The organism is Massilia sp. 9I (assembly GCF_902506415.1).
Taxonomy (GTDB): Bacteria; Pseudomonadota; Gammaproteobacteria; order Burkholderiales; family Burkholderiaceae_D; genus Telluria.
The window spans coordinates 752,012-765,239 of sequence record NZ_LR733275.1 but is presented as its reverse complement, the minus strand read 5'-3'; the positions used below and the strand labels follow the sequence as shown (position 1 = coordinate 765,239).

Annotated in this window: 11 protein-coding genes; 7 read left to right on the top strand and 4 right to left on the bottom strand. The window is 64.7% G+C overall.

What is annotated here, in order from left to right; genetic code table 11:
• Positions 1–123: 123 nt before the first annotated feature.
• Positions 124–2,442 (bottom strand): family 1 glycosylhydrolase, encoded by a 2,319-nt coding sequence (locus GV068_RS03470; RefSeq protein WP_159696013.1) that lies wholly within the window; start codon positions 2,440–2,442, stop codon positions 124–126.
• A gap of 304 nt (positions 2,443–2,746) precedes the next feature.
• Between GV068_RS03470 and trpS the strand changes: the two genes are divergently transcribed.
• Together trpS and GV068_RS03460 are read left to right on the top strand one after the other, a co-directional pair.
• Positions 2,747–3,775, top strand: a complete 1,029-nt coding sequence (gene trpS, locus GV068_RS03465) for a tryptophan--tRNA ligase (protein ID WP_159696012.1) — start codon at positions 2,747–2,749, stop codon at positions 3,773–3,775.
• Between the two features lie 127 nt (positions 3,776–3,902).
• Complete coding sequence (locus GV068_RS03460) at positions 3,903–4,952, top strand: zinc ribbon domain-containing protein (RefSeq protein ID WP_159696011.1); 1,050 nt, start codon at positions 3,903–3,905, stop codon at positions 4,950–4,952.
• A gap of 1 nt (position 4,953) precedes the next feature.
• Here the strand turns inward: GV068_RS03460 and GV068_RS03455 are convergent, their stop codons facing one another.
• Together GV068_RS03455 and GV068_RS03450 are read right to left on the bottom strand one after the other, a co-directional pair.
• Complete coding sequence (locus tag GV068_RS03455; RefSeq protein WP_159696010.1) at positions 4,954–5,391, bottom strand: DUF3597 domain-containing protein; 438 nt, start codon at positions 5,389–5,391, stop codon at positions 4,954–4,956.
• A gap of 25 nt (positions 5,392–5,416) precedes the next feature.
• Positions 5,417–5,941 carry a hypothetical protein gene (locus GV068_RS03450; RefSeq protein WP_229463646.1) on the bottom strand — a complete coding sequence of 175 codons (525 nt, stop codon included), beginning with the start codon at positions 5,939–5,941 and terminating at the stop codon, positions 5,417–5,419.
• A 145-nt stretch (positions 5,942–6,086) separates the two neighbouring features.
• Between GV068_RS03450 and GV068_RS03445 the strand changes: the two genes are divergently transcribed.
• The 4 genes from GV068_RS03445 to alaS all read left to right on the top strand — a co-directional run bounded on the left by GV068_RS03445 (position 6,087) and on the right by alaS (position 11,819).
• On the top strand, positions 6,087–6,437 hold the full coding sequence (locus tag GV068_RS03445) for a DUF1294 domain-containing protein (protein WP_159696009.1): 351 nt from the start codon (positions 6,087–6,089) through the stop codon (positions 6,435–6,437).
• A 21-nt stretch (positions 6,438–6,458) separates the two neighbouring features.
• On the top strand, positions 6,459–7,211 hold the full coding sequence (gene ugpQ, locus GV068_RS03440; protein ID WP_159696008.1) for a glycerophosphodiester phosphodiesterase: 753 nt from the start codon (positions 6,459–6,461) through the stop codon (positions 7,209–7,211).
• An 89-nt stretch (positions 7,212–7,300) separates the two neighbouring features.
• On the top strand, positions 7,301–8,956 hold the full coding sequence (locus GV068_RS03435) for a flagellinolysin (protein ID WP_159696007.1): 1,656 nt from the start codon (positions 7,301–7,303) through the stop codon (positions 8,954–8,956).
• A gap of 253 nt (positions 8,957–9,209) precedes the next feature.
• Entirely contained in the window at positions 9,210–11,819 is a 2,610-nt protein-coding gene (gene alaS / locus GV068_RS03430) for an alanine--tRNA ligase (protein WP_159696006.1), read from the top strand.
• Between the two features lie 81 nt (positions 11,820–11,900).
• Here the strand turns inward: alaS and GV068_RS03425 are convergent, their stop codons facing one another.
• Positions 11,901–12,521 (bottom strand): PEP-CTERM sorting domain-containing protein, encoded by a 621-nt coding sequence (locus GV068_RS03425; RefSeq protein WP_159696005.1) that lies wholly within the window; start codon positions 12,519–12,521, stop codon positions 11,901–11,903.
• Positions 12,522–12,916: 395 nt separating this feature from the next.
• On the opposite strand from GV068_RS03425, the gene GV068_RS03420 reads away from it, so the two are divergent.
• The gene (locus tag GV068_RS03420; RefSeq protein ID WP_036216507.1) at positions 12,917–13,144 is read left to right on the top strand and encodes a sulfurtransferase TusA family protein; all 228 of its coding nucleotides are present in this window, start codon (positions 12,917–12,919) and stop codon (positions 13,142–13,144) included.
• The last annotated feature ends 84 nt before the right edge of the window (positions 13,145–13,228 follow it).

Below are 13,228 nucleotides of genomic sequence, written 5' to 3'. Positions count from 1 at the left end.
GGGATGACGGTTTTGAAGGTAGCGGAAGTGGGTGCGTTGCCGATTACCTAACCAACGTCGTCCCGGCATAGGCCGAAGTGATGCCACAGGCATCACTTCGCCCAAGTTGCCTTTACAGCGCCATCAGCAATTCCCCGCCTGCACCGCCTCCGGCGGCGTCTCTTCCTGCTGCCGATGCCCGCTGGCCACCGGCTGGCGGCTTTCGGCGGTGTGCTGGAGCTCTTCGATCTCCGGATCGTCGACGTTGCGCAGCTCCAGATAGCGGTCGAGCGCCTGATCGAGGCGCGGCAGCAGGATGCCGCGCTCGCTTGTCAAGGCGCAGTAGGCGGGGCGCGCCGCCGGATAGGCGATCGAACGCGTCTCCAGCCGGCTCGCATCCACGCCCGCCCGCTCTGCCGCTTTCAATGCCAGTTCTGCCCAGGTCAGTTCGCCGCCGTTCGACAGGTGCCAGATGCCGGCCTCGCGGTCGATCGCCAGGTCCAGGCAGGCGTGCACCAGGTCCGGCACGTAGGTCGCCGTGATGGTCAGGTCGTTCGAGGCGACAAACGGCTCGCCGCGTTCCAATGCATTCAGTGCCACGGTAACGAAGTTGTACTGGTCCCACGGACCGAAGAAGGCGCTCGTACGCACCACCAGGGCGTCCGTGTTCTCGTCCAGTACCGCCACTTCGGCTTCGGCCTTGCTGCGGCCGTAGACGTTCAATGGCGCCACCGGGTCCGATTCCACATACGGACGGTCTTGCTTGCCGTCGAAGACCAGGTCGCTCGAGAAGGTGGTCAGGTGCACGCCATGGCGCGCGCAGGCCGCGGCCAGGATCGCAGCGCCCGCGGTGTTCTCGCGCATGCAGCGCTCGACGTCGTTCTCCGCGTCGTCCACGCGCACATAGCCGCAGGTGTTGATCACGGCCCACGGCTGGTACTGGGCGAGGGCACGTTCGACCGAAGCGGCATCGGCGATGTCCATGTCCTTGCGCGACAGCAGGCGGTAGGACAGGTTGCGCTTGCGGCAGACGCGGGCAAAAGCGCGGCCCAGGGTGCCGGTCGCGCCCAGGATCAGGATCGGGGAGGCAGCAGTGCCGACCAGGCGGTGGCCATCTGCTGAGATCGAGGTCAGGGCCGCCGGCGTGGCCACCGGCGGGTGGCACAGGAAGCGGCCGGCACGGCGCCACCAGCCCTGGCCGCGCAGCACCGGGTGCGACAGAGGCGCGCCGGAGGACAGCTCCTTCATCATGCGCGCCAGCGCGGTCGGGCGCGGGGTAGGGGAGCGCACGTCGAACGGCCCCGGCTCGTAGTAGCCCCGATTTTGCGTCACCAGGCTGTTCCAGTCGAAGGAGCCGAGCAGCGACCATACCGTCACGGCGCGCACGTCGACGCCGTTCTGCTGCGACTGCTGGGCCGCTTCCCAGATCTCGAGCAGCCAGCGCAGCTGGTCTTCGCGGTTGGCGTCGATGTGGGCTTCGGTGATTGCCAGCGGGATGCCGTAGCGGTCCCAGATTTCCGACAGCAGCGGGGCGATGCCCGGGGTCGGCGTGGCCAGCACGCGCGAGGCTTCGATGTCGGCGCAGGGGACGCCGTCGGCCATGCCGCGGTGGTGTTCCGGAAAGCGCTCGGGGCGGTGATCCAGCCAGCGCTCGGAGGTGACGTAGTAGTTGACGCCGATGATGTCGGGCGGGCAGGGGTTCTCGCGGAACCACAGGAATTCTTCGGCAGGGATGCCGGTCTTGGTCAGGTACTTCCACAGCTTGTGCTTCTCATCGACCATGCCGCACAGCAGGTCCCAGGCCAGCCAGCGGCGCTCGTTGTAGAACTCGGCCACATGGCTGAGTTCCAGGGTGCTGTAGGTCTTGCCGAGGTCGTCGGTCTGGACCAGCTTGGCGTCCGGATTGACGGCGCGGATCGCGCGCATCGACAGCACCACCGCGCGGCACTGCACCAGCAGCGCTTCGATGAAGGTGCGGTCGTCGCGGCCGTGCGGATACCACACGCCGTACAGGCCGGCGAAGCGGGCGGTGGTGCAGGGTTCGTTGACCGGGGTGTAGTACTCGAGCCACGGATAGCGGGCAGCGACGGCGCCGGCGTACTCGGCCAGGCGCTCGGGGAATTGTGGGTCGACCAGGCTGGTGTCGCGCGGACCGCTGCCGTGGTGGACCAGGCCGGCGATCGGGGTGACATTCGCTTCGCGCAGGGCATTCAGGCGCTCGTCGGACCAGCTCCAGTCGGCCTTGGCGATGCCGTCCGGGGCGGTGCGTTCCCATAGCACGGGATAGCGGATTGCGCGGATGCCGGTGGACGCGAAACGCTGGATGTCGCAGGCGCGGCCGTGGTGGCCGTTGCGTTCCAGCTGGCTGAAGTACTCGTCGCGGACACGGTTGACCGTGCATTCGAGGCCGCCCCAGAGTTCCAGCGGGCGGATTTGGCTGTTCGTGCTCTTTTGTGGATTCATCAGTTTCACCAATATTAGTTTTCTAGCAACAATTTCCCTACGGCTTGGCTTCCCAGGTAATAAAGTGTCGAAAGGGGAGCCGGCCCGCAGGCCATGGGACCCGAAGCGGTTGACATCCTTGCGCCAACCTGCAACCATGCGGTCCATGAATTTTCCGAAAGCACATCATCTTTTGTTGACCTGGTGGCGCCGCTCCTAGCAAGCGGCCACAGGAATGATCTGCATTTCGACTGACGCCGCCTCGATCCGGGTGGCGTTTTCACATCTAGCGCGGCAGGGATCGGGGCACTAACAAGGAAACCCGATGAGCTCCACGACCCCAAACAACACCGCACCCATCATCCTCACCGGCGACCGTCCGACCGGTCCGCTGCATCTCGGCCACTTCGTGGGCAGCCTGCGCAATCGCGTTGCCTACCAGGACAGCTACCGCCAGTTCGTCATGCTGGCAGATGCCCAGGCGCTGACCGACAACATGGATGACATTGGTAAGGTACACCGGAACGTCGTGGAAGTGGCGCTCGATTACCTTGCGGTAGGCATCGATCCGGCCCGCACCACCATCCTGATCCAGTCACAAATCCCGGAACTGACCGAGCTGACCTTCTACTACCTGAACCTGGTGACGGTAGCGCGCCTGGAACGCAACCCGACCGTGAAGCAGGAAATCATCCAGCGCGGCTTCGAGCGCGACATCCCGGCCGGCTTCCTGACCTACCCGGCCAGCCAGGCCGCCGACATCACCGCCTTCAAGGCCAGCGTGGTGCCGGTGGGCGAGGACCAGATCCCGATGATCGAGCAGTGCAACGAGATCGTGCGCAAGTTCAACCGTACCTATGGCGGCGACAAGGACATCCTGGTCGAGTGCAAGGCGATCGTGCCGGAAGTGGGCCGCCTGCCGGGCATCGACGGCCGCGCCAAGATGAGCAAGTCGCTCGGCAACACCATCAACCTGGGCGCCAGCGCCGACGAGATCCGCGCCGCGGTCAAGCAGGTCTATACCGACCCGCTGCACCTGAAGGTGTCGGACCCGGGCCACCTGGAGGGCAACGTCGCCTTCATCTACCTCGACGCCTTCGATACCGACAAGGCCGGCCTGGAAGAAATGAAGGCCCACTACACCCGTGGCGGCCTGGGCGACAGCGTGGTCAAGAAGCGCCTGGAAGGCATCCTGCAGGACATGCTGGCGCCGATCCGCGCCCGCCGCGAAGAGTTCGCCAAGGACCGTGGCCAGGTGCTGCAGATCCTCAAGGAAGGCACCATGAAGGCGCGCGAAGTGGCGGCACAGACCACGGACGAAGTGAAAAAGGCGCTCGGCCTGTCCTACTTCTAAGGCATGAGGCGCCGGGTATCGGAGCCTGATACCCGGCGTGGCAACGGGTGATGCTCTTGCGTTTGATGCTAGAGCGCACTTTCTTTCCGTGGCAAGCTGGCGGCTTCACCCTTACTGGAGGAAGTCCATGAGCAAAGGCTTGCGCTTCACCGAGAAATGGCTGCAACGGGCGTTATGGCTTGTTGCGTTCGCATTCGCCGCCTTCCTAATCGGTCTCGGCAGCGCTATTGTCGGGAACCTGTGGGATGTCGAGCCGGAGCTCACGGTCGAGCAGTTCATGGACTCGGCCCAGGTCGCCCGGCTGCGGGGCGAGCAGGAGAGCGCGCAGGGCAAGCGCGATACCGCCCAGCTCGCCTTTGAGCAGGCCAAGCAGAAGCATGAGGTGGCGCGCTCGAATACCCGCTCGGCACGCGAAACCTTTGACAACTGGCTGGCGACCCGCCACGCTACCTCCCGGCCTGACCAGGATCCCGAACTCATTACGCGCACGCGCGCCCTCGACGCCCTGGAAGCGCAGGAGCGCGCTGCCCTCGCTGCGGTGCAAGCCCAGGAACAGATTCTTCTCGATGCAAACCAGGCTCTGCAAGTGGCAGAGGACCGCTGGGAGAAGATGCAAGACCCGGCTCGGACCGCCTACGTCGATGCGGCGCGGGCCAAGGAACTGCGCGTTTTCCTGTACCGCCTGGCGCTGACGCTACCATTGCTGGTGATCGCCGGCTGGATGTTTGCGCGCAAGCGTAAAGGAGCTTACTGGCCCTTCGTGTGGGGCTTTATCATCTTTGCGGTATTCACCTTCTTCTTCGAGCTGGTGCCTTACCTGCCGAGCTATGGCGGCTATGTCCGCTACCTGGTCGGCATCGTGGTGACATTCCTGGTCGGGCGCTACGCGATCCAATCGCTGCAGCATTACCTCGCGCGCCAAAAGGAAGCGGAAGCGCTGCCGGACGTGCAGCGCCGCCGGACGCTGCGCTACGACGCCGCCCTTGCCCGGCTGGGCAAGGGCGTGTGCCCGGGCTGCGAGCGCCCGGTCGACCTGAAGGACACCAGCGTCGATTACTGCCCGCACTGCGGCATCGGCCTGTTCGATCGCTGCGGCGGCTGCAGCAGCCGCAAGAACGCCTTTGCCCGCTTCTGCTTCTCGTGCGGGACCCCGGCGAATACGTCCTTGGCCGACTAGATCAGTCGCGCAGGTCGGCCGGCACCTTGCCGCCATTGGCCGCCAGCTTGTTCATGACCTGGCGGTGCAGCCAGATGTTCATCGAGGCCGAGTCGCTGGTGTCGCCGGTGTAGTGCAGCTCGGCGGCCAGTTCCTTGCGCGCCTGCAGGCTGCTGTCCAGGCCGAGCAGCTTCATCAGGTCGACGATGGAGGTGCGCCAGTTCAGCTGCTGGCCCGAGGATTTCTGCATGTTGGTCAGGATCTCCTCGACGTCGACCTGGTCCATCATCGCCGGCGCAGCCTGCGGCTGGGCCTGTGGAGCGGCCTGCGGGGCTGCCTGTGGCGCGGCCTGCGGAGCGGCAGGCGCCGGCGCCTGGGCCTGCGGCTGTGCCGCCGGTCCCTTGTTGGCGGCGTGCGATTTCGGGAAGATCTTGCTGAAGATATTGCTCAGGATGCCCATACAGTCCTCTCTGGTTGATGAGTGATTAGTGGCGGCGCATGTTCTGCGCCATGTGGCCGAGTGCGATCGCGAGGGCCGCGCCGCCGATGGCTTTCACCAGCGTCGGGTTCTGGGCGTAGAAGTCGCCCATGCGGTCGACGATGCTCGGATTTTCCTGCTCGGCCTTTTCGGCCAGCTCGCGCACCTGCTCGGGTGACACCTGCGAGGCCTGCTCCGGCGTCACCTGGGTCGGCGTACGGCCGCCGAACAGGTTGCCGAGGCCGCCCAATCCGCCACTGCCCAACTGGGCCAGCACGGCCGGGCCGAGCGTGGTCAGCAGCTGGTTCAGCATGCCGGCCCGCTGATGCGGGTCGCTTTGGCCGAACATCTGGCTTACCATCTGGGGGAAGGGCGGGGTCTGGTCGGAGCGCAGCGCGCCCGTCACGCCGCGCGCCAGCACGTCCTGCGGCGCGTTTTGCGCTACGCGGTCGAAGTCGTCGTGGGCCTGCTGCTGGTTGGCGGCGGCGCCACCCAGGTACTGGTTCAGTAGATTGCCAAGGTCAAATGCCATGTCGTACTCCCTTGCTTCATGTCGAAGGATGAGCGTAGGCGCTTTGACCGTGCATTCTCTGTTCGTTATCCAACGCCCGACCACTGAAAGCAGTATTTTGTTTCCATGTAGACATTTTCCCGAAAGCCGGGTTAAGCTTCCTCGCATGCCTTACCTGCCGCTCCTGCTGTTCGCTCTGATGTACGCCGCTGCGACCGTCCTGTGGGACTTGCCGCTGCTGGTCGGCGGAGCCTATCTGGCGATCAGCCTGAGCTGCTTCGTGGCCTATGCGATCGACAAGGCGGCGGCCCGGCGCGGCGACTGGCGCACGCCGGAATCGACCCTGCTGCTGCTTGGGCTGGCCTGTGGCTGGCCCGGCGGACTGCTTGCGCAACAATGGCTGCGGCACAAGACTTCAAAGACGTCGTTCCAATGGAAGTTCTACCTGACTGTGGTGCTGAACGTGGTGCTGTTCCTGGTACTGGGACGGCAGATCGGCAGCGGCGCGGTCACCTGACCCCAACGGGAGGAGTGCGGCATGTGGCGTTATCCCCGGATCCTGGCCCATCGCGGCGGCGGCACGCTGGCTCCCGAAAACACCTTTGCCGGCTTGAAGCGCGGCATGGATTTCGGCTTCCGCGCAGTGGAGTTCGACGTCATGCTGGCGCGCGACGGCGTGCCGGTGGTGATGCACGACCCCTACCTCGGCCGCACCGTGAGCGGCGCCGGCCATGTGTTTGATTATGACGCCCTGGAACTGGCGCGGATGGACGCCGGCAGCTGGTTCGGCCCCGATTACCGCGGCGAACCGGTGCCCCTGTTCGTCGAATTCGCCCAGTACTGCAAGGCGAACGGCATCTGGATGAACATCGAGGTCAAGCCGGCGCGCGGTTTCGACCGCGAGACCGGGGAGACGGTGGCGCGCATCACCCGCGCCATGTTCGCCGACGAGCTCGCAGCCGGGCAGCTCGAACGGGCGCCGCTGCTGTCCTCGTTCAGCCTGGCAGCGCTGGAGGCGGCGCGCGACGCCGCCCCGGACCTGCCGCGCGCCTGCCTGATGAGCGAGCTGCCGCCCGGCTGGGAGCCGCTGGCGCGCTCGGTGGAGGCGGTCGCGATCCACACCAACCACCGCCACCTGACGCTTGAACTGGCCCAGGCCGTGCGCGATGGCGGCTTCGGGCTGTTCTGCTACACGGTCAACGAGCCGGTGCGGGCGCGCGAACTGCTGGACTGGGGCGTCGAAGCCTTCTGCACCGACCGGGTCGATTTGATCGGCCCCAACATGGCCTGAATCTGGCCATATAAATATTTTAAGAATACCCTTCAGAAAATTGACCGGTTGTCGATAAGTTGTGACAACTGCCAAAACGGATGGCTGTCATGTCATTGTCAATTAATAACAATACGCTGTCGCTCAATGCCCAGCGCAGCCTCGGCAAGCACGTGGCTGCGCAGGAGTCCTTGATCACTCGCCTGACGGCGGGCACGCGCATCAACAAGGCTTCGGACGACGCGGCGGGCCAGGCCATTGCCGCGCGCATGGACGCGAGCCTGCGCGGCAATACCCAGGCGATGCGCGCGATCAGCGACGGCAGCTCGATGCTGCAGGTGGCGGATGGGGCACTGGCCAACGTCTCCGACAGCCTGCAGCGCCTGCGCGAACTGGCGGTCGCGTCCGGCAACGGCAGCTACAGCGACAAGGACCGCAATACGCTGCAGAGCGAGGCGAACGAGATCCTGAACCACATCAACCAGGTCGCGGCGCAGACCCAGTTCAACGGCGAGACCATCTTTTCGCAGGAACGCCTCAGCATCGGCGGGCAGGACGAAAAGAAGCGGGCGGTGATCGACGGCCTCAAGACCGGCTGGCTGAGCTCCTCGGAAAAGATGCTGAAAGACCTGTTCGGCCTGCAGGCCGACGGCGTCAAGCTGACCGTCAACCTGGACACCACGGACGGCGCATCCGGCGTGCTGGCCTCGGTCTCCGGCAACATCTCCGGCGGCAAGTTCTCCAATGTCCACCTGAACATCGACATGGCCGACTTCGGTACCGGCACCACGGCGGACGGCGGCGGCGCGCCTTTCTACAGCGACCGCATCATCGCGCACGAGATGGCGCACGCCATCATGTCGCGCTCGATGAACTTCAATTCGCTGCCGCAGTGGTTCATCGAGGGCACGGCGGAACTCATCCACGGCGCCGACGAGCGGGTGAACCCCGCCTCCGCGGCCAGTATCGTCAGCACCATCGCGGGCGGCGGCTTCAGTTACGAGGGCGGCTATGTCGCCTCGCGCTACCTGCACGACAAGCTCAAGGGCCTGGGCGTGGAGGGCGGCATCAAGGGCGTCATGCAGTACCTGACCCAGAACCAGAGCGCCGACCTGAACACCGCGCTGAACGCCGTGACGGGCGGCAAGATCGCCAACACCGCGGCCTTCCTCACCGATTTCGGCGCCAACGGCGTCGCCTACATCGGTTCGAATATCAACGTGACCAATGCCGACACCGGCGCCATCGGCGGCTTCGACGCGGACGGCAAGGCGGTCAAGACCGCGCGCAGCGTGGTGGCCGACACGGGCGACAACAATGCCAGCGATGGCCTGAGCGGCTTCGAGGTCGTGTATCCGGAGCTGGGCGGCGCGACCGGCACGCGCCGGGTACAGGTCCAGGTGGGCGACGGCGCGGGCGACCTGATCGACATGGAATTCGGCGCCATCAACGCCTCCGCGCTCGGGCTGGCCAGCCTGGACATGAAGCGTGGCGCGGTGGCGCTGCTGCACGTCGACCAGGCGCTGGAGTACGTGAACCAGCAGCGCGTGGTTGCAGGCGCGTCCAGCAACCGCCTGGACGTGGCGGCAAGCTCGCTGCAGACCAATTACGCCAACACGGCGGCGGCCAAGGAGCGGATCGAGGGCATCGATTACGCCGGCTCGGCGGCGGGGCTGACCAGGTCGCAGATCCTGCAGCAGGCGGCGTCGGCGATGCTGGCGCAGGCGAATAGCCAGCCGCGGGCTGTTTTGTCGCTGCTGCGTTAAGCGAAATTCAAATTGGGTCCCGGCCTTCGCCGGGACGACGTATTAAGGCTGCAGGATGAATAGTGTTGCGACTATTCTTCCGTTAGCCTTCAGACCGTCGTCCCGGCGAAGGCCGGGACCCAAGTCCGTCGCACCCCCGCAGCACCTCCTTCCCCCCACAATCCGTAAATATCACCCGGACCAATATTCCGGCAAGCAGCTACGCTATAATCGTTTTTTTATAGCGCACGCTCCCTCATTCCGCCCTTACGACATGAAATCCTCCGAAATCCGCGAAAAGTTCCTCAAGTTCTTCGAGTCCAAAGGCCACACCATCGTCCGTTCCAGCCCGCTGGTGCCGGGCAACGACCCGACCATGCTGCTGACCAACAGCGGAATGGTGCAGTTCAAGGATGTGTTCCTGGGCCTGGATACGCGCCCGTACTCGCGCGCCACTTCCGTGCAGCGCTGCGTGCGCGCCGGCGGCAAGCACAACGACCTGGAAAACGTCGGCTACACCGCGCGCCACCACACCTTCTTCGAGATGCTGGGTAACTTCAGCTTCGGCGACTATTTCAAGCGCGACGCGATCAACTACTGCTGGGAGCTGCTGACCAAGGTCTACATGCTGCCGGCCGAGAAGCTGACCGTCACCGTCTACTTCGAGGATGACGAGGCCTACGACATCTGGGCCAATGAAATCGGCGTGCCGAAAGAGCGCATCATCCGCATCGGCGACAACAAGGGTGCGCGCTACGCTTCCGACAACTTCTGGCAGATGGCCGACACCGGCCCATGCGGCCCGTGCACCGAAGTGTTCTACGACCACGGCGCCGACATCTGGGGCGGCCCTCCGGGTTCGGCCGAGGAAGACGGCGACCGCTTCATCGAGATCTGGAACCTGGTGTTCATGCAGTTCAACCGCGACGAGTCGGGCACCCTGACCCCGCTGCCGAAGCCGTCGATCGACACCGGCATGGGCATGGAGCGCCTGGCCGCCGTGCTGCAGCACGTGCACAGCAACTACGAGATCGACCTGTTCCAGAACCTGATCAAGGCCGCCGCCCGCGAAACCGGTGTGACCGACCTGGCGAACAACTCGCTGAAGGTCATCGCCGACCACATCCGCGCCGCGTCCTTCATGATCGTCGACGGCATCATCCCGAGCAGCGAAGGCCACGGCTACGTCCTGCGCCGCATCATTCGCCGCGCGCTGCGCCACGGCCACAAGCTGGGCCAGACCAAGCCTTTCTTCTACAAGCTGGTGGCCGACCTCGACATCGAGATGGGCGACGCCTATCCGGAGCTGCGCGAAGCCAAGGACCGTGTTGCCCAGGTGCTGAAGGCCGAGGAGGAGCGTTTCGGCGAGACCCTGGAAAACGGCATGAAGATCCTGGAAGCGCAGCTTGCGAAAGATGCGAAGAACCTGGACGGCGCTACCGCCTTCACCCTGTACGACACCTACGGCTTCCCGCTGGACCTGACCGCCGACATCTGCCGCGAGCGCGGCGTGACGCTGGACGAAGCCGGCTTCACGGCCGCCATGGAGCAGCAGAAGAAGACCGCGCGCGCCGCCGGCAAGTTCAAGATGGCCGCCAAGGTCGAGTACGCGGGCGAGAAGACCAAGTTCGTCGGCTATGAATCGCTGGCCCACAATACCCACGTGCTGGCCCTGTACGCCGACGGCGTCTCGGTCCAGGAGCTGAAGGCCGGTCAGGAAGGCATCGTGGTGCTCGACACCACCCCGTTCTATGCGGAGTCGGGCGGCCAGGTCGGCGACCAGGGCGTGATCAAGACCGCCAGCAACGTGTTCGAAGTCGAGGACACCCTGAAGATCCAGGCGGAAGTCTTCGGCCACCACGGCGTGCTGCGTGAAGGTTCGCTGAAGGTCGGCGACACCGTCGACGCGCAGGTCGACACCGTCAAGCGTGCGCGTACCATCCGCAACCACTCGGCGACCCACCTGATGCACAAAGCCTTGCGCGAAGTGCTGGGCAGCCACGTGCAGCAGAAAGGCTCGCTGGTCGACGCGGAGAAGACCCGTTTCGACTTCAGCCACGGCGCTCCGCTGACCGCGGAAGAAATCGCGAAGGTTGAAGCCATCGTCAACCGCGAGATCCTCGAGAACCACGCGACCCAGTCGCACCACATGAGTTTCGACGACGCCGTGAAGCATGGCGCGATGGCGCTGTTCGGAGAGAAGTACGGCGACACCGTGCGCGTGCTGGACATCGGTTCTTCGAAAGAGCTGTGCGGCGGCGTGCACGTCACCCGCACCGGCGACATCGGCCTGTTCAAGATCGTGTCGGAAGGCGGCGTCGCAGCCGGCATCCGCCGCGTCGAAGCCGTGACTGGCGAAGGCGCGCTGGCGCTGGTGCAGTCGATCAACCGCAAGCTGCAGGAAGCCGCCGGCGCCCTGAAGACCAGCCCGGACGAACTGCCGTCGCGCATCGCCCAGGTGCAGGACCAGGTGAAACTGCTCGAGAAGGAAGTGGCCGCGCTGAAGTCGAAGCTGGCCGCAGGGCAGGGCGACGAGCTGGTGACCAAGGCCATCGACGTCAACGGCATCAAGGTGCTGGCCGCGACCATGGAAGGCGCCGACGTCACCGCGCTGCGCGAAACCATGGACAAGCTGAAGGACAAGCTGAAGACCGCCGCCATCGTGCTGGCCAGCGTCGCAGACGGCAAGGTCAGCCTGATCGCGGGCGTGACCAAGGACGCCACCGGCAAGGTCAAGGCCGGCGAGCTGGTGAACTTCGTCGCCCAGCAGGTGGGCGGCAAGGGCGGCGGCCGTCCGGACATGGCGCAGGCCGGCGGTACCGATCCTGCAGGTCTGCCGCAGGCACTGGCCGGCGTGGCTGGCTGGGTGGGTGAGCGCGCTTAAGTTGGGCGCTTGATCCGCAAATAACGCCGCCTTCGGGCGGCGTTTTCATTGGTGGCCGGCGACGCCGATCCACCCGACAAATCAGCGACGCGAGCGGCGCCGTACAAGCGCCGCTGCGCCGACCAGAAGCAAAGCGATCGAACCGGGCTCCGGCACCGCGGCCGCATCCTGCGCGTCCAGCCGGAACGCCGCCACCACGAAGTTCAGCACCTCGGGCCCCATCGCCCCATCCAGCCCCACGAAGGCCCCCTGATCCCACAGCACGTTCTCGTTGTTGTAGTAGAAGTTGCTGTTGGCCTCTCCGGCAAACGCGAACTCCAGCAGATACAGCTTGCCCGTATCGAGCACTACGCCACCCAGCGCGTAGTCGATCCAGTCGCGCCCGTTCGTGGTGACGGTCGAGCCGCCGCTGGCGAGCGTGGCCAGCTTGGCCAAGGTGATGCCGTTGGTCGAGATCTCGTACAGGCCATAGGTCACGTCCATGTTGCTCAGGTCATGCAGGAAGCCGATGCTGGACAGGGACTGGCGCGCGTTGACGCCGAAGGTGATGCCGCGGCCCATCCACCAGCTGTCGTTGGCGGCAGGGTAGTCGGTGCCGACCCCGTCATTCGGCGGAACGAACTCGATGGGTGCGGCGACGCTGGCGCCGCCGAGGAGGAACGCCGTGCACAGCAGGGCGCTTCGAAGCAGGTTTGCGAACATTGTGGTCTCCTTGTTGTGGAGTCACCAGAAGTGCAAAACCTGTGCCACCTGAGCGGTTTCTTGCCGAATCAAGCACTTAACGATGAACGGTTGGTAACGTTTCCAATTTGTGTAATCTTTTTCGACATCCCGCGCGAAGGCTGAGTTCGCTTGCAATCAGGGGAAGGGGGTCGTATCTACCCTGTATCGCACCATGGTGGTGCCGTCCACCGCGGCTTGTGTCAAGCCGTGGTGCGCAAGCATGGATAATTTTACAATCGGTTGCAGGCGTGCAACAATATATGACTATTTTGGTGCGCTGCGTCATACTGCCGGAAAAGGAGTAGTATTCGACTTCCGAGCACCTCCTACTATGCAGGCAAGCGATGAGCGACATCACTATCGACATTGATACCATGGAATTCCAGAGAGACCTGGATGCGCGCGGGCTGAATTGTCCGCTGCCGATCCTCAAAGCCAAGAAGGCACTCGCCGAAATGGAAAGCGGCCAGGTGCTGCGCATCGTGGCGACCGATACCGGTTCCGTGCGCGACTTCCAGGCCTTCGCCAAGCAGACCGGCAACGCCCTGCTGGCCCACACCGTCGAGAACGGCGAATTCACCTTCCTGATGCGCCGCAAGTAAGCCTCTTTTGCGCGCTGCGACAGCGGGGCAGGCCTGCGCCAGCCCCGTTTCTTTCTCTCCCTAAGCCTCATGATCGCGATTTAG

Bases quoted from the DNA above. Each gene is read 5' to 3' on its own strand.
- GV068_RS03450 (WP_229463646.1), bottom strand. From the start codon at position 5,941: ATGGCATTTGACCTTGGCAATCTACTGAACCAGTACCTGGGTGGCGCC.
- GV068_RS03455 (WP_159696010.1), bottom strand. From the start codon at position 5,391: ATGGGCATCCTGAGCAATATCTTCAGCAAGATCTTCCCGAAATCGCAC.
- GV068_RS03435 (WP_159696007.1), top strand. From the start codon at position 7,301: ATGTCATTGTCAATTAATAACAATACGCTGTCGCTCAATGCCCAGCGC.
- trpS (WP_159696012.1), top strand. From the start codon at position 2,747: ATGAGCTCCACGACCCCAAACAACACCGCACCCATCATCCTCACCGGC.
- GV068_RS03460 (WP_159696011.1), top strand. From the start codon at position 3,903: ATGAGCAAAGGCTTGCGCTTCACCGAGAAATGGCTGCAACGGGCGTTA.
- GV068_RS03445 (WP_159696009.1), top strand. From the start codon at position 6,087: ATGCCTTACCTGCCGCTCCTGCTGTTCGCTCTGATGTACGCCGCTGCG.
- ugpQ (WP_159696008.1), top strand. From the start codon at position 6,459: ATGTGGCGTTATCCCCGGATCCTGGCCCATCGCGGCGGCGGCACGCTG.
- GV068_RS03425 (WP_159696005.1), bottom strand. From the start codon at position 12,521: ATGTTCGCAAACCTGCTTCGAAGCGCCCTGCTGTGCACGGCGTTCCTC.
- alaS (WP_159696006.1), top strand. From the start codon at position 9,210: ATGAAATCCTCCGAAATCCGCGAAAAGTTCCTCAAGTTCTTCGAGTCC.
- GV068_RS03420 (WP_036216507.1), top strand. From the start codon at position 12,917: ATGGAATTCCAGAGAGACCTGGATGCGCGCGGGCTGAATTGTCCGCTG.
- GV068_RS03470 (WP_159696013.1), bottom strand. From the start codon at position 2,442: ATGAATCCACAAAAGAGCACGAACAGCCAAATCCGCCCGCTGGAACTC.